General features: G+C 72.6%; 17 protein-coding genes. 6 read left to right on the plus strand and 11 right to left on the minus strand.

Translation table 11 applies throughout. The features are described 5' to 3' along the window. Positions 1–13: 13 nt before the first annotated feature. The 3 genes from ABD323_RS07195 to ABD323_RS07205 are packed head-to-tail and all read right to left on the minus strand — an operon-like array spanning position 14 to position 3,829. Positions 14–733, minus strand: coding sequence for a hypothetical protein (locus ABD323_RS07195; protein ID WP_344440378.1), 720 nt, complete (start codon positions 731–733; stop codon positions 14–16). A gap of 10 nt (positions 734–743) precedes the next feature. Further along, positions 744–1,898, minus strand: a complete 1,155-nt coding sequence (locus ABD323_RS07200; protein WP_344440379.1) for an NAD(P)/FAD-dependent oxidoreductase — start codon at positions 1,896–1,898, stop codon at positions 744–746. Continuing rightward, on the minus strand, positions 1,898–3,829 hold the full coding sequence (locus ABD323_RS07205) for a LodA/GoxA family CTQ-dependent oxidase (protein ID WP_344440380.1): 1,932 nt from the start codon (positions 3,827–3,829) through the stop codon (positions 1,898–1,900). Before ABD323_RS07205 ends, ABD323_RS07200 begins: the two co-directional genes overlap by 1 nt. Positions 3,830–4,214: 385 nt before the next feature. Here ABD323_RS07205 and ABD323_RS07210 point away from each other — a divergent pair, with 385 nt between their 5' ends. Further along, positions 4,215–5,489, plus strand: a complete 1,275-nt coding sequence (locus ABD323_RS07210) for an MFS transporter (RefSeq protein ID WP_425555897.1) — start codon at positions 4,215–4,217, stop codon at positions 5,487–5,489. Between the two features lie 155 nt (positions 5,490–5,644). On the opposite strand, the gene ABD323_RS07215 is transcribed toward ABD323_RS07210, so the two are convergent. Beyond that, positions 5,645–6,157 carry an SRPBCC family protein gene (locus tag ABD323_RS07215; RefSeq protein WP_344440382.1) on the minus strand — a complete coding sequence of 171 codons (513 nt, stop codon included), beginning with the start codon at positions 6,155–6,157 and terminating at the stop codon, positions 5,645–5,647. Positions 6,158–6,220: 63 nt separating this feature from the next. On the opposite strand from ABD323_RS07215, the gene ABD323_RS07220 reads away from it, so the two are divergent. Beyond that, entirely contained in the window at positions 6,221–6,871 is a 651-nt protein-coding gene (locus tag ABD323_RS07220; RefSeq protein ID WP_344440383.1) for a TetR/AcrR family transcriptional regulator, read from the plus strand. Between the two features lie 138 nt (positions 6,872–7,009). Here ABD323_RS07220 and ABD323_RS07225 read toward each other — a convergent pair whose 3' ends face one another. Together ABD323_RS07225 and ABD323_RS07230 are read right to left on the minus strand one after the other, a co-directional pair. After that, on the minus strand, positions 7,010–7,414 hold the full coding sequence (locus ABD323_RS07225) for a nuclear transport factor 2 family protein (RefSeq protein WP_344440384.1): 405 nt from the start codon (positions 7,412–7,414) through the stop codon (positions 7,010–7,012). 72 nt (positions 7,415–7,486) lie between these two features. Then, complete coding sequence (locus ABD323_RS07230) at positions 7,487–8,710, minus strand: alpha/beta hydrolase family protein (RefSeq protein ID WP_344440385.1); 1,224 nt, start codon at positions 8,708–8,710, stop codon at positions 7,487–7,489. Positions 8,711–8,815: 105 nt separating this feature from the next. Between ABD323_RS07230 and ABD323_RS07235 the strand changes: the two genes are divergently transcribed. After that, the gene (locus ABD323_RS07235; RefSeq protein ID WP_344440386.1) at positions 8,816–9,388 is read left to right on the plus strand and encodes a TetR/AcrR family transcriptional regulator; all 573 of its coding nucleotides are present in this window, start codon (positions 8,816–8,818) and stop codon (positions 9,386–9,388) included. Between the two features lie 417 nt (positions 9,389–9,805). Here the strand turns inward: ABD323_RS07235 and ABD323_RS07240 are convergent, their stop codons facing one another. Beyond that, complete coding sequence (locus ABD323_RS07240) at positions 9,806–12,091, minus strand: ATP-binding protein (RefSeq protein ID WP_344440387.1); 2,286 nt, start codon at positions 12,089–12,091, stop codon at positions 9,806–9,808. A gap of 225 nt (positions 12,092–12,316) precedes the next feature. Between ABD323_RS07240 and ABD323_RS07245 the strand changes: the two genes are divergently transcribed. Then, complete coding sequence (locus ABD323_RS07245) at positions 12,317–15,076, plus strand: helix-turn-helix transcriptional regulator (protein ID WP_344440388.1); 2,760 nt, start codon at positions 12,317–12,319, stop codon at positions 15,074–15,076. On the opposite strand, the gene ABD323_RS07250 is transcribed toward ABD323_RS07245, so the two are convergent. Continuing rightward, on the minus strand, positions 14,987–15,982 hold the full coding sequence (locus ABD323_RS07250; RefSeq protein ID WP_344440389.1) for a phosphatase PAP2 family protein: 996 nt from the start codon (positions 15,980–15,982) through the stop codon (positions 14,987–14,989). The two genes, ABD323_RS07245 and ABD323_RS07250, sit on opposite strands and share 90 nt — an antisense overlap. Positions 15,983–16,591: 609 nt before the next feature. Between ABD323_RS07250 and ABD323_RS07255 the strand changes: the two genes are divergently transcribed. Further along, positions 16,592–17,143 carry a CGNR zinc finger domain-containing protein gene (locus ABD323_RS07255; protein ID WP_344440390.1) on the plus strand — a complete coding sequence of 184 codons (552 nt, stop codon included), beginning with the start codon at positions 16,592–16,594 and terminating at the stop codon, positions 17,141–17,143. Positions 17,144–17,550: 407 nt separating this feature from the next. On the opposite strand, the gene ABD323_RS07260 is transcribed toward ABD323_RS07255, so the two are convergent. Continuing rightward, the gene (locus ABD323_RS07260; RefSeq protein ID WP_344440391.1) at positions 17,551–17,982 is read right to left on the minus strand and encodes an Ohr family peroxiredoxin; all 432 of its coding nucleotides are present in this window, start codon (positions 17,980–17,982) and stop codon (positions 17,551–17,553) included. A 655-nt stretch (positions 17,983–18,637) separates the two neighbouring features. On the opposite strand from ABD323_RS07260, the gene ABD323_RS07265 reads away from it, so the two are divergent. After that, the gene (locus ABD323_RS07265) at positions 18,638–19,066 is read left to right on the plus strand and encodes a hypothetical protein (protein WP_344440392.1); all 429 of its coding nucleotides are present in this window, start codon (positions 18,638–18,640) and stop codon (positions 19,064–19,066) included. 128 nt (positions 19,067–19,194) lie between these two features. On the opposite strand, the gene ABD323_RS07270 is transcribed toward ABD323_RS07265, so the two are convergent. Beyond that, positions 19,195–20,835 (minus strand): ABC-F family ATP-binding cassette domain-containing protein, encoded by a 1,641-nt coding sequence (locus tag ABD323_RS07270; protein WP_344440393.1) that lies wholly within the window; start codon positions 20,833–20,835, stop codon positions 19,195–19,197. 307 nt (positions 20,836–21,142) lie between these two features. Then, positions 21,143–21,994, minus strand: a complete 852-nt coding sequence (locus tag ABD323_RS07275) for an alpha/beta fold hydrolase (RefSeq protein ID WP_344440394.1) — start codon at positions 21,992–21,994, stop codon at positions 21,143–21,145. Positions 21,995–22,183 lie beyond the last annotated feature (189 nt).

The following is a 22,183-nucleotide window of genomic DNA, read 5'->3' on the forward strand; positions in this document are numbered from 1 at the left end:
CGGTGCGGTCAGGTCAGCTGTTGAGGGTGGTGATGTTCCACCAGCGCTCGTCGCCCAGGTCCAGGGTGATCGGCACGGGGGAGCCCGGGCCGCGGTGCAGGAGGGCGGGGTAGGAGCCGTCGGGGAGCGGGCGGGTGGTCCACGGCTGCCCGCCGTGACCGCCGTCGGGGACGGAGGGGAGGGTGACTTCGACGGCGCCCGCCAGGTCCGCCGCGGTGACGCCGCTGGGCACCCGCCGCAGGGTGATGATCTGCTCGTAGTGCGGGCGCTTGACCAGGCGGTGGGCGAGGTGGGCCTCGTCGCCGGCGCCGTAGAGCAGGTAGGTGAGGTGGGCCGGGAAGTCCTCCTCGCTGAAGCGGCGGAAGGTCAGCACGCGCTGGATGCGCGCCGTGAAGCCGCCCGAGATCGGCTCCCAGACCCGGTCCTCGCCGTTGCCGGTCTGGGTGACCCGGTCCAGCCGGGCCGGGTACTCGGTGACGGTGCCGTCGCCGATCGGGGGCAGCACCATGTCCTCGGTGTTGCGCACCGCGTGCCAGCTCTCGGGGTGGTCGGCCCGGTCCTTGAGGTAGCGGTCGACGATGTCGGCGGGCAGGTCGTACCCGAGCACCACCTGGTAGCGGTGCTCGGCCATGCCGAACATGGCCAGGTGGTAGCCGAAGACGGCCTCCCGGCCACTGAGGATGAAGGAGTGGACGGACGGGTCCTCGTGGTCGTGGTCGTGCCGGGTGGTCATGGGGTTCCTTTCAGCGGAGGGCGGTGGGGCGGCGGCGCCGCCAGAAGGGCCGGTCGGCCCAGCGGGGTTCCGCGGCGTACACCGTCCGGTGGTTGTGCCGGTACGCGGCGAGCAGCGCGCCCACGTGGGCGCGGTAGGTGTCGAGGGCGGTGGGGTCGCCGTCGAGGTGGGCGTGGACGGCGTGGGCGCCGGTCATGCCGGTGTGCAGGGCGGTGAGGATGCCCTGGGCGGAGATCGGGTCGAAGGCGGCGGCCGCGTCGCCGACCGCCGTCCACCCCTCGCCGCTCGGGGAGCCGAGGTGGGAGGAGTGGGCGGACGCCCGCCGCGGCGCCCGCCCGGGCGGCACCTCGGTGGGCGCGGGGTGCCGCCCGGCCCGGTCCGCGACGTGCCGGGTGCCGCGCAGCAGCCGCAGGAAGGCCTGCGGTCCGGGCAGCGGCGGCGCCAGGTCGGCGTCGGTGAAGTAGGCCACCAGGCGCCGGCCGCCGGGCAGGAGCGCGGTGTACCACCAGCCGTCCTCGGCGGACTCGACCAGCGACGATGCGTCCAGGGCCCCCGCCCCGCCGCCGGGGGGCAGCGTCAGGTAGGCGGCGACCAGCCGGTCCGTGCGGTGCCGGGTGGCGCCGCACCGGGCGGCGACGGCCCGGCGACGTCCGGTGGCGTCCACCAGCCAGCGGCACCGCACCACCCCGGCCCCGCCGGGGCCGCGCAGCGCCACCGACCAGGTGCCGTCCGCCCGCCGGGTCACCCCGCGCACGGCGGTGCGTGCGGCGAACCGGGCACCGGCCCGCTGGGCCGCCGCCCGCAGGGCCCGGTCGAAGCGGGCCCGGTCCAGGTGCCAGCCGGGCCCGTTCGGGTCGTGGATGAAGTCCGTGCCGCCCAGCAGCGGTGATCCCCAGGCGGATAGGTTGGCGTAGCAGGTCAGGTGACCGGAGGTCAGCGGCCCCTCGCCGGCGCCGAGGTCGTGCAGCAGCAGGCGCGCGGCCGACGGCAATGCCTCGCCGACCCGCGGCGGACCGGTGCCCGCGTCCGCGAGCAGCACGGTGCGGCCGGCCCGGGCGAGCGTCAGGGCCGCGGCCGCCCCGGCCGGGCCGCCCCCGGCGACCAGCACGTCGCAGGACTCGGGGTCTCGGCCGGCGGAATCGGCGCGGCCGACGCGGCCGGGCATCAGGCGCGGTCGCGGAAGGGCGCGACCTTGTCGATGAAGCCGGCCGTCACCTCGTCGGCCGAGTAGCCGCTGACGGCGATGGCCTGGTCGATGGCCACCGCGGCGAGGACCGGGTCGGCGGCCTGCGGGACGTGCAGGGTCACCAGGTTCTGGGTGTGCGAGACGCCGGTGAGGTCGATCGACGGCGTCGACTCCACCTGCATCCGCTCGGGGAAGCCGGCGGCCCCCTCCCGGACCTCGACGATGCCCAGCTGGTACCAGTCGTCGATCATCTGGCCGAGCTGGTCGGCGTTCTGGCCCCTCAGGCCGCGCAGCCACACGGCCCGGCGCTCGAAGGCCTCGGTGCGCTCGGCCATCGGCCGACCCTGGTCCGTGACGACCGCGTAGTCCGCCTCGGTGAGCACGTGGTTGGGGACCCGGGCGGGCCAGAAGGTGGGCAGGTAGGGATCGTGGCGCGGGCCCAGGGCCAGCTCGTAGCCGGAGCGGCAGCTGGCCGTGTCGGTCTGCCACGGCACCGCCATCCAGCGGGTGAGGTCGCCGGGCCCCTGGGCGTACAGCGGACCGTTGACGGACAGGGCCGTCTCGGGCGTGAGCACCGTGCCGTACGAGGGTTCGGGCCGGTCGGCGGGCCGGTGGCGGATCCGGAACGGCGCCATGTACATCGAGGGGTGGCGGATCGGCCAGGTGACCTCGCAGCCGGGATGGAAGGCGTCCGCGAGGCAGAAGTCCAGCGCCGCGCGGTCCAGGGCCGCGGGCCGCTCGCCCAGCGCCAGCTCGCCGAGCTCGTGCGCCGGTTCGACCGTGCCCCAGTCGTCCTCGAAGTCGCCGTCCGCCCAGTACTGGAACATCCGGTACTGGGTGGGGGAGAGGGCCATGTGCTGCAGCGGGGTGCGCGGCGGGACGGCCATGCCGTCCCCGTACAGCCACGGCCACGGCACCGGCGAGCCGCCGTCGCGCGCGAAGTCCCGCAGCGCGTTGAAGACCTGACGGCGCAGCGGCTTGCGCCCGGGGGCGGTGCTGCTCAGGCGCCGCAGCCCCTCGGGGGTGACGAAGGGGGCCAGGCCCTGGTGCCCGTAGAACCCGGCGAAGCCCTGGTTGACCCACTGGTGGTCGCAGAACCGCTGCAGCACCGGTGCGATGTGCCGGCTGAAGGAGACCCGCTCGGGGAACGGCAGGGTGCCGTTGCTGACGAACACGTCGAACAGCAGGTCGTGCAGGGTGCGGATGCCCTTGAGCGCCGGCGCGTAGTTGGGCGGGGCGACCAGCACCCAGGCCGGGTCGACCGGCAGTTCGCGGCCGCCGACGGTGACCGTGGCGGTGACCGGGCCGTCGCCGGTGTCGTCGTGCCAGCCGTCGTTGTTGGCGTACGTGGTCACCGGGGCGCCGTTGTAGGAGGCGGACGCGCCGAAGCCGCCGAACACCAGCAGGTGGCCGTCCTCGTCGGTGCGCAGCTCGCCGAGGTAGACCTCCTTGCCCATGAAGGTGCCGCTGCGGAAGTGGTAGTCGGGGCCGGCCACGCCGCGGCCGCTCACGCTGACCGGTCCGGGGTCGATCACCAGGCCCTGGCGCCGGTCCCCGGTCACGTCCTTGTTGCGCAGCTCGGCCGGCTTGGCCAGCGGGGCGTCCGCGATGTCGAGGGCGAGCTGGAACTGGTACCAGGCGGCCTTGCGGTTCGCCAGGTGCGCGGTCCAGCGGATGTCGGCGTTGTCGGGGGTGAGTTCGGCCACGACCTCGCCGGCGGCGTCGTAGCCGTAGATCCGGAAGCGCGCGGCCTCGCGCTTGATCGCACCGGCGGCGTCCTTGTAGAAGCCCGGCTGCTGCGGGTGCGGGTCGGGGACCTCCGGTCCGACGTAGTACTCCTCGGGCGAGTTGCCCACCCGGGCGATCCCGATGGCGGGGTGGATCGCCGCCCGCACGACCTGGTCAAGCATGGGGGTGCCTCCCGTTGTCCGGTGCACGGCCCGCGACGCGGTCCGTTCGTGGACGAAGGCTATGGGGTGGACGGTTGACCCAATCGGACTGACACGAACGATCACCTGGATGAGTGAACGGGTGCGCGAAAGGTCGGCGGGGGTATGGAGTTCGAGCCGGTGGCGTTCGACCCCTGGCGTTCCGCCGCCGAGTCACTAACATGAGGTGTTCTCGCGTTTGAGCGAGTGGAGACGAGCAGCAGCGTGCGGCCGGTCGTCGTCGGCCGGGCGTGTCCAGCGGAGGTGGGTGGGTCCTTGAGGCTCCTGGAGCAGGGCGGTGGCCCGCAGGCGGTGGCCGGTCGGCCGGCGTCGCCGGACGCGTCGTGAGAGATGAGCGGAGCTCGTGATATCGGACGACCGGCCGCTGCCCGGTGCGCTGTCCGGCGCGCTGTCCGGCGCGCTGTCCGAGCCGACGGTCCGCGTCTCGGCGCGTTGGACGGCTTCGCTCAGCCTTGCGAACCTCGCGGTCTTCCTTGGTTTCTTCACTCCCATCCAGATCCTGCTGCCCGAGCAATTGGAACGCCTGGACGCCGCCCACAAGGCGGGCCTGCTCTCCTGGGTGACCGGGGTGGGTGCCGCAGTCGCGATGCTGGTGAACCCGCTGGCCGGAGCCATCTCGGATCGGACGACGAGCCGGCTCGGTCGTCGTCGTCCGTGGATCCTCGTGGGCGCCCTTCTCGGGGCTGCCGGGCTGCTCCTCACGGCGACGCAGCAGGGACTTGCGGGCATTGTTGCCGGATGGGCTCTTGCTCAAGCAGGTCTGAACATCATGCTCGCCGGGGTCAGCGCGCCGGTAGCCGACCAAGTACCGCTCTCGCAACGCGCGGTGGTGTCCGGGTGGACGGGGATCTGTCAGTCGCTGGGCCTGCTGGTCGGGGCGCTGCTGGTGACCGTGGTGGTCAGCGGCGTGGCCGCCGGGTACGCGCTGACCGCCGGGTTCACGGTCGCGCTGGCGCTGCCGTTCGTGCTCGGGTTCCGGGAGCCGGTGCTGCCGCGCTCGGCCCGGCGCCCACTGAACGTCCGGGCGCTGCTGGCCGGTTACTGGGTCAGCCCGCGCCGGTACCCCGACTTCGGCTGGGCCTGGCTGACCCGTTTCCTGATCAACCTGGGCAACGCGATCGGCACCCTCTACTTGCTCTTCTACCTCACCGACGCCGTCCACTACCCGGCGCCCGACACCGGTGTGCTGATCCTGACCGCCGTCTACACCCTGGCCGCGCTGCTGAGCGCCGTCCCGTCCGGGATGGTCTCCGACCGTACCGGGCGGCGCCGCGTGCTGGTGCTGCTCTCCTGCGTGGTGATGGCAAGCGCGGCGCTCGTCCTCGCCCTCTTCCACAGCTGGCCGGCCACCGTACTGGCTGCGGCAGTGCTCGGCGCGGGCTACGGCATCTACCTCGCTGTCGACCAGGCCCTGGTCACCCAGGTGCTCCCGGCAGCCGTCGACCGGGCGAAGGACCTCGGTGTGATCAACATCGCCAACTCCGGCCCCCAGGTCCTCGCCCCGGCGGTGGCCGCCCCCATCGTCGCCCACCTTGGCGGCTACTCGGGCTTGTACGTCGTCACCGCCCTGGTCACCCTCCTCGCGGGCCTCTTGGTCCACCGCATCCGCGGCGTCAGCTGATCGGGCGAGAAGCCGGCACGGGTCGAAGTCGACACCAGAGCCAGGGCCGCCATGCTTCGGAGGGAGTGGTCGGCCCCGACCGGAAGCTCCGGAGAGCCGGTCGGGACGCCCGGCTCGGCTGGCTGCTGCTTCCCTGACGGCGCGTCCGCCCCGAGTCACATTCCAGGCGTCGCGCTCGGCGGCCGGCGTGCGAGCGCGCGGAGGAGGCGTACGGTCGGAGTCCAGCGGGCCGGGCGGGCCACCGTGCCCGTGCAGGCGAGTTCGGCACGGTCGAGACTGTCCTCCAGACAGGCGTCGTGCATCGGGCGATAGGCCAGGGGCCAGGTCAGGCGTGCCAGGCTGCTGGTCCTCATCGCGAGGGTGTGCCGCAGCACGGTGCGTTCGTCATCGACGGGCAGCGCTGCGAACTCGTGGAAGCCGTGGAACCCGCGCGGCCCGCTGAAGGTGAAGCGGACCCAGATCCCGGGCACGTACGCGCTGACCGTGTAGCGGACCGGGCCGTGGCCGCCGGCCGCGCCCACCGCCAGCGGGCGGTCGAACTCCATCGCGGGCCAGTGCGGGTGCGGCCAGAGCCGGTCCGCTGCGCCGCCGGACAGGCTGTCGATGAGCGCGCCCACCTCGCTGCCGTTGGCCGCCAGCAGGCGCTCGTGCACGTTGTAGACGCCCATGCGCCCTCCCCTTCGGATTATTGGAGGTAACCCTCTAATAATCTGGAGAGTACTCTCTGATTCATGGCGAGACCACCCCGATTCGACACCGACCAGATCCTCGACGCGGCCGTCCGGCTGGCCGCCTCCGCCGGGCCGGCGGGCGTGACCATGTCCGCCGTCGCCCAGGCGATCGGCGCGCCGAGCGGGTCCATGTACCACCGCTTTCCCGGCCGTACCGCACTGCTCGCCGAGGTGTGGCTGCGTACCGCGGAGCGCTTCCAGGAGGGGTATGTCGCCGCGCTCGGCAGCGCCCCCGACCCTCGTGCGGCCGCCCGCGCGGCCGCCCGGCACGTCGTCTCCTGGAGTCGCGCCCACCTGCGGGAAGCCTCGCTCCTCCTGTATGGCGCCGAGGAGTTCGGCCGGTCCGACTGGTCCGAGCAGCACAAGGAGCGCGCGGACCTGGGCAACCAGCGCGTGTTCGGGTCCCTCGGCTCGCTGGCCGAAGCCCTCGGCGCCGTGGACCCCAAGGATCACGAGCGCGTGGTTCTGGCCCTGATCGACCTGCCGCTGTCCGTGATCCGCCGCCATCTGCGCGCCGGGCAGCCACTGCCGTCGCACGCGGAGGACCTCGCCGAGGAATGCGCGGCGGCCCTACTGCTGACCATCACCCGGCCCGTGGCCGCGGGGTCGGAGAGGCTTCGTCAAGGTCGGTCTGCAGGAGCCCCGGGATGAGCTGGGATCCGGTCACCACGTCCGCCCCTCTGACTCCACGAACACGAGGGGCGGCCCCGGCGAACCGGAGCCGCCCCTGGGGCGAACGTGACCACGGCGACCTGCACAGATCGGCACCGGGTTTGTGTGTGGCGTGGTTCAGCGGGCGCTGCCGAGGTTGCGGTCGCCGTCGGAGCCTTCGAGCAGGAGGGTGGTCTCCTCGATGCGGCGGAAGCGGCCGTCGGGAGCGAACTCGGCGAACAGGTAGACCTCCATGCGGACGGTGGAGCCGTCGGCCTTGTCGACCTCCATGGTGTGGCGGTCGGCGTAGCGGGTGCCGTCGGTGAGTTCCTCGTGGACCTGGACCGAGCCGCCGGCCAGGACGGTGCGCAGGTGGGCGATGTGGGCGAGGAGCTCGGTGCGGTCGGCCCAGCTGCCGTCGGTGCGCTGGCGGTAGTCGGGGGCGAAGTGGCGGTCGGCGGCCTCGTCCAGGTCCAGGCCCGGAGTGAGGAGCAGGTCGGTGAGGGCGGTGCGGATGTCGGTGTGGAGAGCGGTGCGGGTCATGGCAGGTCCCTGAGTGTGGTTTCGAGTGGGGGTTTGCGGAGCGGTGCCCGGTGCGGCGGTGCCTGGCGGGCGTCAGGCGCTGGTGGCGGCGAGGGTGTCGTCGAGCCAGTCGAAGATGCGGGCCAGAGCCGTGCGCATGGCGCCGGGGTGGCAGTGGGCGCCGGCGCCCTCCGCCACGGTGAAGTGCATCAGGGTCTTGGGGCAGGTGAGGTGCTCGTAGAGCTGTGCGGGCTGGCCCTTGAAGAACTCGTCCTCTTCGGCGTCGCAGACCAGGGTGGGGCACTGGATCTGCTCGGCGATGCCGTCGGCGAGGGTGTAGTCGAGGTAGGCGGCACCGAAGGCGCGGGGGGTGTCGACGCCCATGACGTACATGCCGTGGTTGAACGCCCAGCGTGCGGTGGCGTTGTCGGCCATGACCGAGTCGAGGGCGGCGTCGAGTTCGGGGGCGTGCTCGGCGCGCAGCAGGCGCTCGGCCTCCTCGCGGTCGTGAGGGGTGAAGCGGACGGAGACCTGGCCGAGGTCGAAGACGCCGTCGACGGCTATGCAGGCGGCCAGCCGGTGCTCGAAGGCCGCGGCCCTGGGGGCGAGCAGGCCGCCCATGCTGGAACCCAGCAGCGCGATCCGGCTGTTGTCGACCTCCGGGAGGCTCTCGGCGAAGTCGATCACGGGGGTGATGACGTTCTCCCAGTCGGTCCGGAAGACCAGGCCCTGGCGGTGGAGCGGTCCGGGCTGGCCGGGACCGTCGAAGGCCAGCACGGTGTAGCCGCGCTCCACGGCCGCCAGCGCGCCACCGAAGTGCATCTCCTCGGCGGTGCCGTCGAAACCGGAGTGCATGATCACGGTCGGGCGCGGCGTGCCGGAGGTGTCGACCCGGTAGAGGTAGCCGGGCAGCGTCGTGCCCTCGTAGGGGATCTCGACCGGCTCGATGACCGGGGTGAACAGCGCGGCCGCCGCCCGGAAGCAGACGACGCTGCGGTCGTAGGCGTGGTCGTGGCGCGGGTCGCACGGGTGGCCGTGCAGGAAGAACTCCGCCGAGCGGTAGTAGTTGGAGGCCCGCAGGAACCCGTCCCGGGCGCTGACCTTGTGACCGGCCTTCAGCGCACGCTCGGCCTCGTCGGCCACCCGGTCCGCGGTGGCCAGCCACTCGTCGTGCCAGCTGTCGTAGTCGCCCTCGACGATGCGCTCGCCGGTGGCGACGACCTCGCCGAAGTCGGCGCCGCCGTAGGCGATGTGGCTCATCGAGCGCAGGGTCTCGTACCAGAACTGGGTGTTGTTCGGGAACAGCAGGTTCTTCATGACAACCTCCTCGGCGTTAAGCACTGATCTGTGCTTGTGGTGAGGACTGTAGACCCATGGAGCGCCATCAAGCAAATATCTGTGCTTGGGGCGTAGGATGAGGAGGTGACTCCGAAACAACCCTCCGAACGCATCCGCAAGAGCCCCGAGCAGGTCCGCGCGGCCGTCCACCAGGCGGTCATCGACCTGCTGACCGCCACCGACGGCGCCGACCCGACCATCCCGGCCATCGCCCAACGCGCCGGCGTCAACCACACCAGCATCTACCGGCGTTGGGGCAGCCGCGAGGCCCTGCTCGCCGACGTCGTCACCACCCGTCTCGAACGCGACTCGCCGCTGAACGACACCGGCAGCCTGCGCGGCGACCTCACCGCCTGGGTGCGGGCCGGCGTCGACAGCATCCGCACACCCGAGGGCCGCCTCCTCATCCGCGCCGTCGCCCTGTCCATGCCGGGCAGCGCCGACGCACAGACCGAGCGCGACCAGCACTTCCGGCGCCGCCTGCAGTCCATCGAGAACATCCGCGAACGCGCCACAGCCCGCGGCGAGACCCCCCCGCCCCTGGACCAGATCCTCGACCAGCTCCTCGCACCGCTCTACATCCGGGCGATCTTCGGCATCGACCCGCCGGCCTCCGGCTACCCCGAACTCCTCGTGAACCGACTGCTCGGCACCTGACCGTTGTCCCTCGGTGGAGGCGGCCGCCGTCGCGGTCGCCGAGCACCGCCCGATGCCGGGAACCGTTGCGGGAGTTGACCCGGTCCCTCTTCACCATCAAGCGCAACAGGTCCGGACCCGCCGAGGCGAGGTTCTCCTCCAGCAGCGCGGCGGACGACCGCTGTCAGGTGCGGTCATCGTGTTGGTCTCCTCCTCGAACGTCCCTGGACGCAACACCGCTCCTGCGCCCACGCGGAGGTTGCCCGGGTCTGCGCGCGGATGAGCAGGTCCCGGTGGTCCTGTGCGCCGGGTCCGCGGACGCCCGTGGGGCCGGCGGAGTGGGAAGTCGGCTGGTCCGACCTCCCACTCCGCCGGCCCCCGTGTAGCCCTCCGGCCGTCCACACCACGATGTTCTGCCCGGCTCACCTCGTCGCGGCGTCAGTCGATCGACCGCGCAGCCGCGCCGTCCCCTTCCGGTGCCCCGTCGCAGGCCAGTGCGCGCGCCCGCATGTCGTCGGCGCGGGAGCTTCCGGCCTCGCCCAGCAACTCCGCGGCCCGCAGCCAGCTCGCACGAGCCGCGCGACCGTCCCCGAGGTCCCGCTGGGCCTCGGCCAGATGGTCGAGCACCTCGGCCTGGTTGTACGGGTTGAGGACCTCCCCGTAGAGCCGCAGAGCGTTCTCGAAGTGGTGGACGGCCTCGCGTAGTTCGCCCAGGTGGTACAGCGCGTAGCCGATGCTGTCCCAGGTCGCGGCCTCGCTGAAGCGGTTGCCGGTCTCCTGCAGCAGGGGCAGCGCCTCCCGGCAGACGGCCACGGCCTCGCAGTGCCTGCCGAGCAGGGTCAGGTACCAGCCCACGGCGTTGAGTTCGCGCGCTACGAGGTTGGGATCCGCCGAGTCCCGGTAGATCGCCAGCGCGGCACCGGCGTGGTCGAGGGCCTCCTGGTAGCGCCGCTGGCGCCCCCGAACCCAGCCGATGCTGCGCTGCGCATGGGCCTGGTCGAGCTCCGGCAGGCAGTCGAGCTGACGCCCGATCAGCTCGACGAGCCGATCGGCCTCCCCGCCCTGACCGGTCTCGGCCAGGGCGCGGGCCAGGCTGGAAGCGGTGATGCTGACTGCCACCGGGTCGTTGAGGACGACAGCGGCATCGAGGGCCAGCCGCTGCATCGCGATCTCGTCGGCCCACTGCCCCTGGGCGGAGAAGTACGGGACGCAGTCCTTGGCGAGGCCCAGGCGGAAGTGGAGCAGCCTGGGGTCGTCGGTCTTCCGCAAGGCGGCCAGGATGGTGCGCTCTTCCTGCTGGAACCAGGCGATGGCCTGCTCACGGTTGTCGAACGGGAGCAGGGCGACCCTGGGGTCCGGATCCTGGTCCAGATCGAGGACGAGGCGGGTCTCCAGCGCCCGAACCGCCGCGCGGGCGTTGTGGCGGAGGTATTCGAGGAGGCGGAGCTCGGCGGCGTGCCGGTCGTCGGACTCCCGGTCGAGCAGATCGGCGGCATGTTCGCGGACGAGGTCGTGCAGCACGAAGTGCCCGTCCGCGTCCCGGGTGAGCAGGCTGGCCGAGGTGAGGCAGCGCAGCAGCCGGCGTGCGGTCGCGATCGGCTCGCCCACGGTGGAGGCCGCCGCCTCGGCGGAGAACACCGGGCCCGGGAGCAGGGTGAGATGCCTGAACAGGCGGGCGCTCGCCGGGTCGAGCGCCCGGTAGGAACAGGAGAAGACGGCGCGGATGTCCGTGCCGGGGTCGTCCGTGCTGAGGGCGTCCAACCGGGAGTGAGTGCGGGTCAGTTCGTCGGCCGCGACACGCAGGGAGAGCGCGGGCTCCGCGGCGAGTTGGGCGCCGAGGATGGCCACCGCAAGCGGGAGCCCCCCGCACTGCTGCGCCAACTCGGCCGCACTCGTGGGATCGACGGCCGCGCGCTCGGCGCCGATGCGTGCGGAGAGGACCTCGACGGCCTCGCCGGCCGTCCACAGGCCGAGGTCGATCAGATGGGCCTCGTCGGTCGCGGCGAGTCCGGTCAGATGATTCCGGGAGGTGATCACCGTGAGGCAGCCCGACGTCTTCGGAAGCAGCGGCCGCACCTGCTGGGAGTCGCGGGCGTTGTCCAGGACCACGATCATCCGTCGGTCTGCGATCTGTGCCCGGAACAGGGCGGTGCGCTCCTCGGTTCCGTCGGGGATCGACGCACCGGCGACACCGAGCGCCGTGAGGAATCCGCCCAGGACCTCGCCGGGGTCCAGCGAGCTCGCCGACGGGTCGAAGCCACGGAGGTTCACGTAGAGCTGGCCGTCCGGGAACCGGTCGGCGACCCGGTGGGCCCAGTGGACGGCCAGGCTGGTCTTGCCGACCCCGGCCATGCCGCCCACCGCGGCGACCGGCGGGTGCCCTGCGGCTGCGTCGCTGCCGCAGCCGATGCGCAGGAGCCGCGTCAGTACGTCCTGTCGCCCGCGGAACGCGCGCAGGTCGGGTGGCAGTTGACGTGGGATCCGGCGTTCGGGGACCGGACCGCCCCGGCGTGCGGCTGACTCCAGGGTCCGGCGCCCGGTCTCGTCGAGGTCCAAGGCGTTCAACAGCTCGGTGAGCGTGCTCGGCCGGGGAAGGCTGCGACCGCGTTCCATGTCGCCGATCGCGCGGACGCTGACACCGGACGCGGCGGCGAGTCCCTCGAGCGTGAGCCGGCTGCCCTCGCGCGCTCGGCGCAGCAGCTTGCCGAAGGTCGCCTGCTCCACCCTGTCACCCCCCTGACCGCCCGTTCTGCGGAGATCATCGCACTGCCCGAGGCGGTTCGCGAAGCTGCCTGCCAACTGCCTGCCAACCGCCTGGTCCCCGCGGGGCGGGGAGGCGATGCTGATGTCCCGCGAAGCGCTCTCCCACCCGGAGCGAGTGGGACCCGAGGCCGCCGGGCGAGTGCGCTGCCGTGACGAACCACCCCCGTCTGGAGGAGCGGCAGAACCATGGAGTCCGTTGCCACGCCCCTCGTCGGTCGGGAAAGCGAACGATCGGTGCTCTCCTCGTTCCTGGCCGCGCCCCAGGGGCAGGCCCTGGTTCTCAAGGGCGAGACCGGCGTCGGCAAGAGCGCTCTGCTGGAGCAGCTCGCGCAGCAGGCGACGGGAGCCGGCTTCCGGCTGGTCCGAGCGGTCGGCGTCGAGGCGGAATCGGACCTGCCGTTCGCCGGCCTGCACCAGTTGCTCTTCCCGCTGCTCCCGCACGCCGTGCAGCTGGACAGCATGCGCAGGGCCGCGTTCGACGTGGTCTTCGGACGCAGTGGCGAGAAGGCTCCCTCCGTCATGGCGCTCGGAATCGCCGTCCTCGACCTGGTCATGGTCGCGGCTTCGTACGGGCGACTCCTGTTGATGCTCGACGACGGCCAATGGCTGGACCCGGCCAGCGCCGAGGTCTGCGGGTTCGTCGGCCGCCGGCTCGCCGGCAACGGCGCGAAGCTCGTGGTGGCCCTGCGCCCCGAGAAGTCCTCGGGCTTCGACGCGGCGGCCCTTCCGGTACTGCCGGTGCCGCCACTGTCCGAGGACGCCGCGGCGCAACTGCTCGACGCGCGCCATCCGCGGGTGGACCCGCACGTCCGCCGCGTGACCCTCGACCAGGCGCAGGGCAACCCCCTCGCCCTCGTGGAACTCCCGCCGTACCTCGCCGCTCAGGTCCCCCCGGCCGCTCCCGCCGGGTCGTCGGGACACGGGCTCGTGCCGCTGCCGGATCGATTCCGGCAGGTGTACGGGGCGCGCCTCGCCGCCCTTGGGCCGGCGCTGCGCGCAGAACTCCTGCGCGGCGCGTTGGACGGCGTCCACGCCGGAGCCGTGGCCGGCCCCGTCCGCGCGGTGCGGTACCGCATGAGGGATGTGGACGAGGCGGTCGCGGCGCAGGTGCTGGACCTGGACGCCGTCACCGGGGAGTTCGTGTTCCGGCATCCCCTCGTGCGGTCGACGGTCGTACGGTTGGCGACCCCGAGCGAGCGCCGGTCGGCGCACGGCGTGTTGGCACAGGTGCACCGGGAGGACATCGAGCGGCGGGCCACGCACCTGGCCGGCGCCACGGTTGATCCGGACGAGGAGGTGGCGGCCGCGCTGGAGGAGGCCGCCGCATCGGCGACCCGGCGCGGTGGGGCGGCGGCCGCGGTGACCTGGCTGACCCGTGCGGCGGAACTGAGCCCCGGCCCGGCGGACCGCGCCCGTCGGCTCGGTGACGCGGCGTTCGTCGCCGGGTTCGCGGGACGCCTCGACCAGGCCCGGCGCCTCGCCGACACCGACGGGCTGACCGGCGGGGCGGGCAGGCCGGCCGCAGTCGTGGCCTTCGCCTACGGAGCCCTGTACCAGGACGGCGACGTGCGGTCGTCGCACCGCCAGGTGGTCGCAGCCATCGAGGGGATCCGCGACAGCGGAGCCGCGGGGCCGAGCCCTGAACTGACGCGGCTCGTGAACCTCCTCATGGCTGTCAGCCAGTTCGCCGGCGACCGCGAGTCATGGCGGCGGACTCATCAACTCCTCGCTTCCTTGGGTGACTTGGTGCCCACAGAATCGCGCATCTACCAGGACGCCTGGTGCGACGTCGTCCGCCGTGGCGCCGGTGTCGCGGAGCGGGTCGCCAAGGCGTTCGCGGTCTTTCCGAGCCTGGACCCGTGGGACGTCACCCGACTCGGCGTCGCTGCCTACCACGTCGACACCCTGAACCACTACCGCACCCACCTGGTGCGCAGCGTGGAGCGCGAACTGCGGACCGGGGCCGTGGGGACCGCCATGACCATGCTGCACCTGATCGTCCTGGACCAGATCGCGTCGGGCGAATGGGATGCGGCCGAGCGGACCGGGCAGCAGGTGCTGGAACTGACGCAGGCGCACGGTCACGTGCTCTTCGTCCACCAGAGCCAGGCCTATCTGGGTCTCCTCGCGGCCCTTCGCGGGGATCTGGACCGGGCCCGGGAGCTGCGAGCCGTTGTCGACCGCTGGGCCAGGCCGCGCGGGATCGGCTTCCTCGTCCAGGTTGCGGACGCGGTGGCCACCACCGCGGCGCTGAGCGACGGGGACTACGAGACCGCTTACCTCCACGCGCTCGGCATCACCGCGCCGGAGTCGTTCGAGCCCTGTGCGCACCAGGCCCCGCGGACCCTGCTCGACCTCGTGGAAGCGGCCCTGCACACGGGTCGTGTCGAGATCGCCCGCCGCCATGCCCGGGCGGCGCAGGCGGCGGGCCTGCCGCAGGTATCCCCGCGCCTGGCGCTGACCACCATCGGGGCCCTTGCCATGACGGCCGAGGACGACGACGAAGCGCTCGAGCTGTTCCGACGGGCCGAAGCACATCCGGCGGCCGCGGACTTCCCGTTCGAGTCGGCGCGGATCCGCCTGGCCCACGGCATCCGGCTGCGCCACGGACCGGGCCCCAGAGGGGCTCGTCCGGTGCTGGGGGAAGCCGCCGAGACGTTCGAGCGGCTGGGCGCCAAGGGCTGGGCCGGGCGGGCACTGGCCGAGTTGCGCGCCTGCGGCGGGGCAGCGCCTTCTGCTGCCACGAACGTGGCGGCGCTGACCTGGCAGGAGCGCCGGATCGCCGACCTCGCCGCGAGCGGCCTGACCAACAAGGAGATCGGCGAGCGGACCCACCTGTCCCCCCGGACCGTCAGCTCACACCTGTACCGGGTGTTCCCCAAGCTGGGCGTCACCTCGCGGGCAGCCCTGCGCGATGCGCTGGCCGCGTCCCCGGAGAGGGCCTAGGCGGCCGGGCCGGAGGGAGTGTCCCGTCGCGGTGATCCAGACGAGCGCCGCGCACGTGAAGGCCGCACCGGCGAACACCAGCGGGCGCACGATGGAGTCCTCGCGCCCGCTCGCCGGCAGCGCTGCCGCCGCGGCGAGGGCCAGCGGCGGCAGCGCGCGGGAGCGGCGGGCGCCGGCCCGCTCGCCGCGGTCGCCCCGCACACCCGGCTCGCCGCGTGGGAGCAGCGCGGTGGCCGTGGCGTGGCAGGCGCAGGCCAGCAGGGTGGCGCCGAGGTCGTCGCCGGGCCGGTGCCAGGAGAGTGCTTGCACGGCGCCGGCGGTGACGGCGAGCCAGAGTGCGCCGAGGGCCGCGACGTACGGTCGGGCGCTCGGGGAGGCGACGACTGCGGCCCCGAGAGCGAGCCCGGCCGTGATGGCGGTGGTGCCGCTGGGGAAACTCGCGCCGGTGAGTGCCTGCGACGCTGGGACGAGCCCGGGACGGGGCAGGACGGCGTGCAACGTCATCGCGGTCGCTACGGTGGCCACCGCGATCCCGATACCGGCGGCGCCCTCGCGCCAACGTCGGCGTAGCAGCGCTACCGCCGCGATCAGGAGGACGCCCCCGGCCAACGCCGCCGACCCCCGCTTCAGCGGCGGCAGGCCGGCCGCCAGGCTCCAGTGGAGGATCGCCGCCCCGCCGGTCTGCCCGCCGACCAGCGCGTTCTCCGTCGACTGCCCGATCGCGCTCCAGACCGCGAGGCCGTAGAGGCCGGCGAGCGCGAGCAGGAACCACAGGGCCGGTCTGAGTCGGGTGACCCGCCCGTGGAACGAGGCCGACTCACTTCGACGACCCGATCCGGCCCTCAGTCCCGCCGACGCGGCGTCGGAGCGCGTGCGGGCCGCGATGGGCTGTTCCTGGTTGTGCATCGTCACCTCCTCCTCGTCCGTTCGACGCGGACAGTCCTGCGGCGATCAGGTCGCGTCCTCGCTGCCCGGGCACCACGCCGATCACCGTTGCGCCGCCGCTCTCGGCGGGCAGCTCGGACCGGAACGTGAAGCAGCTCGCTGCCGCGTCATCGGAGCCGTCCTCACGCCGACGAATCCGATGGTGCCGCGCATGCTACTCGGGGCAGCGCGGCATCGACGCTCCCAGGCCCACGTCGTCACCGGCCGTGCCCGCAGCCACGCTTCCGCCCATGGGCCGGGCTCCTGCTGCCCTCCGGCAGCGCCTGCCCGGGCGAAACCCTCATCGATACGAGGCGACATGTCTTGACGAAGGTGTGGGGTGACGCCAGGATCGTAACCGTTCAAAACGGTTACGGATTTCACTCGCGCCGCTCCCCTCACCCATGTCCGACCGGCAAGGCATGTCGATGCGAGCGGCCCCGTGCAGTGACGGCGGTCGCCGACCGCAGGTTGCCCGCCCGGTCAGTGACCGGAGCGGCAGGCGGCGCAGACCGCTCCGGACCCGTCGCTGGCGCCGGCGCCTGGGAAGGGGGCATTGCACATTCCCGTGTCACTGGTCAGAATGGTGACGTGATTCATGCCTTCCCGTGCGGAACCCTACCCCTCGACTTCCTCGGCACCCTGCGTGCGCGGCGCAATGCGGCGCCGCTCGAGATGCTGGCCGTTCCCCGGCAACTCGACGCGTGGTTCGTCGAGGCGGGGATGTTCGATGCCGCGCCCGGCGCCGACGGGACCGACCTCGCCATCGCGGTGGATCTTCGGGAGTCGATCTACTCGCTGGTCGCCGCGCGCCTCGACGGGCGACCGATGCCGGACCGGGCGATCGCCGAGGTGAACAGGCACGCCGCGGGTTTGCCGGTGACGCTGCGCCTGCACAGGGACGGGACGACCAGGACCGGCACCGTGGCCCAGGGGCTCGCCGCACTCGCTCGCGAGAGCGCCGAAATCCTCGGCGGCGACGATGCGGCTCTGCTTCGTGAGTGCGCCCGCCCGGAATGCACCCAGGTGTACCTCGACCGCTCGCGTGGCCACCGGCGCGAGTGGTGTGCCATGAAGACCTGCGGCAACCGGGTCAAAGCCGCCAGCTACCGTGCGCGCCAGCACGGTTCCTCCGACATGTGAGCGCGGCCGTGGCAGCTGCCCGGCGAGCCGGGGTGAAGGTCGGCGTCCTGTCGAACTCGGTCGGCCGGACACCGTGGGACCTCTCCGCCGGCTAGGACCTGGACCACGACGCGGTGGTGATCTCCGAGGACCACGGCCTGCGCAAGAGCGAGCCCCTTCTCCGGCCCCGTGGGCGGCGGCGGTGCGCCGGTCCGGTCCGTCCCGGCGCGGCAGGTCCGTCAGCGGCGCAGCAGGTCCGCCGCTCGCTCCGCGATCGCACAGACGGTCGCACTGGTGTCATGTCGTAGCTGGATCGAACGTTCACGGTGCTCCGTCCTCGGTGCGGTGCTGTCGCCCGGGTCAAAGGGCCGGCCCGCCCGGGCCGTCGGTGCTCTCACGGCGGCGCGGGCGGGCCGGGAACGGCGGCGTCAGGCGGTCACCGCGGTGGCGTTGATGGTGACCGGGATGTTGCCGCGGGTGGCCTTGGAGTAGGGGCAGAGCCGGTGGGCGGCATGGCCGAGTTCGACCGCGGTCTCCTGGTCGACTCCGCCGAGTTCGAGGTTGAGGACGGCGCTCAGTGCGAACTCGTCGTCGTCGCTGTGGGTCACGGTCGCCTCGACCGTGATGGCGGTGCTGGTGAGCCGGACCCTGCGTTCGGCGGCGGCGCGGCGGACGGCGCCCAGGAAGCAGGCGCCCCAGCCGGCCGCGAACAGCTGCTCCGGGTTGGTGGCACCACCGGCACCGCCCAGCTCCTCGGGGATGGCGAGGGAGGTGGCCAGGTGGCCGTCGCTGGCGGCGATCTGCCCGCCGTTGCGGCCCTCTCCCGTCACCGTGACCACACCGGTGTAGCTGACTGCCATGGCCCTGTCTCCTTGTTCGTGGCGATCCGATGAGGCGTCCACCGTCACCGGTTTAACTGGTTACGTACTCTGTCGGCCCCGCGCGGGCCTGTCAAGGGGACCCGATCGGCGTTGCCCGTGCTCACAGGGCTTCGCGGGGAAGGGATTTGCGCCGGCTGGCGACACGTGTCCGGAAGTGCCTGGTCGGTTGTCCGTCGGCGGCGTCGACGTCCTTCACTCTCCGTCCTGTGGGTGTGCCTTGAGATCAGTCAGATGACGGTCAGCCCGACTGCGCATGCCCGGGGCGCCCCTGCGACGGCAGCGGTCCCTGAGTGCCCCTGTCGGGCCGGCCGACCTGCGGCGTGGCCTTGCGCCCCGCCGCATCACCTGTCAGAGTGGTTACGCGCCGGATGGCGGCAGCAACCCCCGGTCTCGAGGGACACGAGCCCGTACCCCGCTCCGGGGGACTCGGGCGCGATGATGCGCCTTGACGGGGGACGAATCCCCAGCTCAGAACGGGATTTGCAGCATGCGCCAGATGGCGCGCCGCCGGAATTCAGTCCCCGTCGGCGGTCAACTGACGGAGGCGCTCCGCCTCCGCCGTGACCAGAGTGGTACCGCCGACACACCGGCCTGCGGACTGCAGCGATCTCGTACCCACACCCATGGAGCTCCCATGACCGTCGTCAACTTCCACCTCACCTCCTCGCTCAGCCCCTCCGGCGTGCTGGAGGTGCTCACCGACTTCAGTCCGGCCCGAGCCAGGACGTGGCCCGGCATCGACAGCGAACACTTCGAGGTCCACGGCCTGGGCGAGAACTGGGCCGAGGTGACCGAGGGCACCAGTGCGGCCTGGGAGCGGGCGCGCTACGACTGGGAACCCGGAGGAAGCGAGGTGACCGTCACCACCCTCGACTCCAAGTTGTTCGGGGCGGGGGGAGGGTGGGTGTTCCGGATGACCCCGCAGGCAGAGGGCACCCGAGTCGACATCCAGTTGACCAGGACGCCGAGCACCCTGAAGGGAAAGCTCCTGGCGTCGCTGCTCCCCGCCGTCGCGCCGTCGTCCCTGCGCAAGTCCTTCGCAGGCCCGCTGCAGTCCCGATGACGCCGGTGGTCAGCTGTCGAACCGTCCCAGGCCTCGGGGCGTGCGGAACCGAACGGCTGCGCCGACCTCGTGTGGCTCAGTGCCGGATACCTTCCGGTCTCGCTCCCCGGCGCAGCTCGTGGACGAGCTCAGGCGAGGCGGGGCCCTGGTGCCGGTCGGCCGAGCCGCCCGTCGGCGAGCTCCAGGTGCCGCTCCACCTTGATCGCGTCCAGGAACCGCGTGTCGTGGCTGATCACGACGAAGGCACCTTCGTAGGCGTTCAGAGCGTTCTCGAGCTGCCCGACGCTCACCAGGTCCAGGTTGTTGGTCGGTTCGTCCAGCAGCAGCAGATGCGGCGCCGGCTCGGCGTAGAGGACGCACGCCAGCGTCGCCCGAAGCCGCTCGCCACCCGACAGCACCCGCACCGGCAGGTGGATCCGCGGGCCGCGGAACAGGAACCGCGCCAGGATGTTCAGCCGGCGGGCCTCCGGCAGCGATGGGGCGAAGGCCGCGAGGTTCTCCGCCACCGTCCGGTCGTCGTCGAGCAGATCGAGCCGCTGGGACAGGTACGCGACCCGACCGTCGGCGCGCCGGACGGTTCCGGAGTCGGGTTCGAGGTCGCCGTGCACGAGCCGCAGCAGGGTCGACTTGCCGACCCCGTTCGCTCCCGACAGCGCGATGCGCTCCGGCCCGCGGATGGCCAGATCGATGCCCTCGCCGGTGAAGAGCTCAGTGTCGCCGAGGCGTTTGCGCAGGTGCTCCCCGTCGAACAGGGTGCGCCCGGCGGGAACCCGGGTGTCCGGGAGCTCCAGGGCGATGCTCTGCTCGGTGCGCACGGCGCGGGCCGCCTCGCTCGCGCGCTCCTGAGCCTCGCTGACGCGGGCGGCGTGCATCGTTCGGGCGGTGCCGGCGCTCTTCTCGGCCGAGCGCTTCAGACCACCGGCGACGATCCGCGCCAGCCCGGCGTCCTTCAGGTTCCGCTGCGCGTTCCCGGCACGGCGTTCGGACCGCTCCCGAGCCTGCTGCATCTCCCGCTTCTCGCGCTTGACCCGCAGCTCCGCATCCCGCAGGTTGCGCGCCGCGGCCTCCTGCTCGGTGGCCACGACAGTCTGATACGCACTGAAGTTTCCGCCGTAGAACCGCATTTCGCCTCGATCCAGCTCGGCGATGCGGTCCATGCGGTCCAGTAGCCCACGGTCGTGGCTGACGACCAGGATGCAGCCCCGCAGGCCGTCCAGCACCTCGTGGAGCCGGTCGCGCGCCGCACGGTCGAGGTTGTTGGTCGGCTCGTCGAGCAGCAGCACGTCGGGCCGCTTCAGCAGCAGTGCGGCCAGGCCGAGCCCGACGATCTGGCCCCCGCTGAGCCGGCCGAGCCGGTCGCGCAGCACGACGTGGCCGAGGCCGAGCCGCTCCAGTTCGGTTCGCGCCCGGTCCTCCACGTCCCAGTCGTCGCCGACGGCGGTGAAGTGGTGCTCGGCGGTGTCGCCGGACTCGATCGCGTCCAGCGCCGCGATGACGTCCGCGACGCCGAGAACCTCGGCGACCGTCCGGTCGGCCGTCAGCGGCAGGTCCTGCGGCAGGTAGCCCGGCACACCCGCCACCGCGATCGAGCCGGCGGTCGCGGTGAGACGCCCGGCGATCAGCCGGAGCAGAGTGGACTTGCCGGCACCGTTGGGGGCGACCAGGCCGACTCGCTCGGCTTCGAGGCTGAAGGAGAGGTGCCGGAAGACCGGGGTGTCGTCCGGCCAGGCGAACGACAGGTCGGAGACGACGACGGGGGAGGATGACATGACTGCGCCCTTGGAGGAGCCTGCGGAGCGGCACGCTCGATCGCAGGTGGAGTAAGAGGGAGGACCAAGCGGCACCGAGCAGCGGATCGTCGATCAGAACGCGGTCGGGGCCGGGGCATCTCAGTGCGAGATGTCGTCGTCGCTCAGCATGTCGAACTCCTTCTTCGGGGCGTCTGAAACGCTAACACGGGCGCCCGGACAGGCGCCGGAATTTCGAGGCGCGATGAGCCGGGAGGGCGGAGGGGAGACGGAGCACGCCCTCCCGGCGTTCGAAGGCTGGTCCGAAGGGTCGGGAGTTGACGGTGGATCAGCGGGTGGCGCGGGAGGCCTGCTCGATGACGCCGGCCACCAGGTTGGGGCGGGAGACCGCGACGGAGTGGGAGGCGGCCACCTCGGTGGTGTGGGCGTGGGCGCGCTCGGCCATGAACCTCTGGGCCGCGGGCGGGATGTTGAGGTCCTCGGTGGTGATGACGTCCCAGCTGGGGACGGTCTGCCAGGCGGCGGTGGTGGCCTTCTCGCTCAGTGCGGCCTGGGCGATCGGCCGCTGCGCGGCGGCCGCCAGTGCGGCTTGGTCGGCCGGGACGTCGGCGGCGAACTGGGCGCGGAACTTGTCCTGCTGGATGTAGAGGTCGGTGCCGGTGCTGCCGTCGGCGTTGGTGAACGGGACCGGGTCCAGGGTGCCGGGCAGGGTGGAGCCGGGGAACCGGTCGGTCAGTTGCAGGGCGGTCTCGCCGGGCGCGGGCAGGAACGCGGCGACGTAGACGAGGGCCTTGACCCGCGGCTCGCCGGCGGCGGCCTCGCTGATGACCGAACCGCCGTAGGAGTGGCCGACCAGGACGACGGGGCCCTTGACGTGGTCGACGAGGCTGCGCAGTGCGGCGGCGTCGGAGGCCGGGCCGCGCAGCGGGTCGGCGGCGGCCACGACCGGGTAGCCGTCGCGGCGCAGCTTGGTGATGACGCCGTTCCAGCTGGAGGCGTCGGCGAACGCGCCGTGCTCCAGGACGACGGTCGGCTTCGGGCCGCGGTCGGCGCTCGCCGTGCCGGTCGCCGCGTCGGCGGTGCCGGTGACGGCGAGGGCGCCGATCGCGGCGAGGGTGGCGACGGCAGCGGCCGTCCCCGTGACGAACCGCCGCCTGCGGCCGTTCTCGATGCCTGACATGGGCCACGCTCCTGGGATGAGGGGGATCGGAAGGGGTGGCCTTCACTGTCGTCCGTGGATCTTCTCGGCCGCATCGGTCATGTGACTTCAACCTTGTGCCTGTGCGGGCGCCGCGTGCCGCGTGTTCGACTCAGCGTCAGCTGACTGATGTGCCGCAGCCGGTGTGCCGACGACAGTGATGTCGCCATC

This window comes from Kitasatospora nipponensis, assembly GCF_039528135.1.
GTDB classification, from domain to species: domain Bacteria; phylum Actinomycetota; class Actinomycetes; order Streptomycetales; family Streptomycetaceae; genus Kitasatospora; species Kitasatospora nipponensis.

What these genes read in the sequence shown, in the direction of transcription:
- ABD323_RS07195 (WP_344440378.1), bottom strand. Translation starts at nt 733, where the DNA reads ATGACCACCCGGCACGACCACGACCACGAGGACCCGTCCGTCCACTCC.
- ABD323_RS07200 (WP_344440379.1), bottom strand. Translation starts at nt 1,898, where the DNA reads ATGCCCGGCCGCGTCGGCCGCGCCGATTCCGCCGGCCGAGACCCCGAG.
- ABD323_RS07205 (WP_344440380.1), bottom strand. Translation starts at nt 3,829, where the DNA reads ATGCTTGACCAGGTCGTGCGGGCGGCGATCCACCCCGCCATCGGGATC.
- ABD323_RS07215 (WP_344440382.1), bottom strand. Translation starts at nt 6,157, where the DNA reads ATGGGCGTCTACAACGTGCACGAGCGCCTGCTGGCGGCCAACGGCAGC.
- ABD323_RS07220 (WP_344440383.1), top strand. Translation starts at nt 6,221, where the DNA reads ATGGCGAGACCACCCCGATTCGACACCGACCAGATCCTCGACGCGGCC.
- ABD323_RS07225 (WP_344440384.1), bottom strand. Translation starts at nt 7,414, where the DNA reads ATGACCCGCACCGCTCTCCACACCGACATCCGCACCGCCCTCACCGAC.
- ABD323_RS07230 (WP_344440385.1), bottom strand. Translation starts at nt 8,710, where the DNA reads ATGAAGAACCTGCTGTTCCCGAACAACACCCAGTTCTGGTACGAGACC.
- ABD323_RS07245 (WP_344440388.1), top strand. Translation starts at nt 12,317, where the DNA reads ATGGAGTCCGTTGCCACGCCCCTCGTCGGTCGGGAAAGCGAACGATCG.
- ABD323_RS07250 (WP_344440389.1), bottom strand. Translation starts at nt 15,982, where the DNA reads ATGCACAACCAGGAACAGCCCATCGCGGCCCGCACGCGCTCCGACGCC.
- ABD323_RS07260 (WP_344440391.1), bottom strand. Translation starts at nt 17,982, where the DNA reads ATGGCAGTCAGCTACACCGGTGTGGTCACGGTGACGGGAGAGGGCCGC.
- ABD323_RS07265 (WP_344440392.1), top strand. Translation starts at nt 18,638, where the DNA reads ATGACCGTCGTCAACTTCCACCTCACCTCCTCGCTCAGCCCCTCCGGC.
- ABD323_RS07270 (WP_344440393.1), bottom strand. Translation starts at nt 20,835, where the DNA reads ATGTCATCCTCCCCCGTCGTCGTCTCCGACCTGTCGTTCGCCTGGCCG.
- ABD323_RS07275 (WP_344440394.1), bottom strand. Translation starts at nt 21,994, where the DNA reads ATGTCAGGCATCGAGAACGGCCGCAGGCGGCGGTTCGTCACGGGGACG.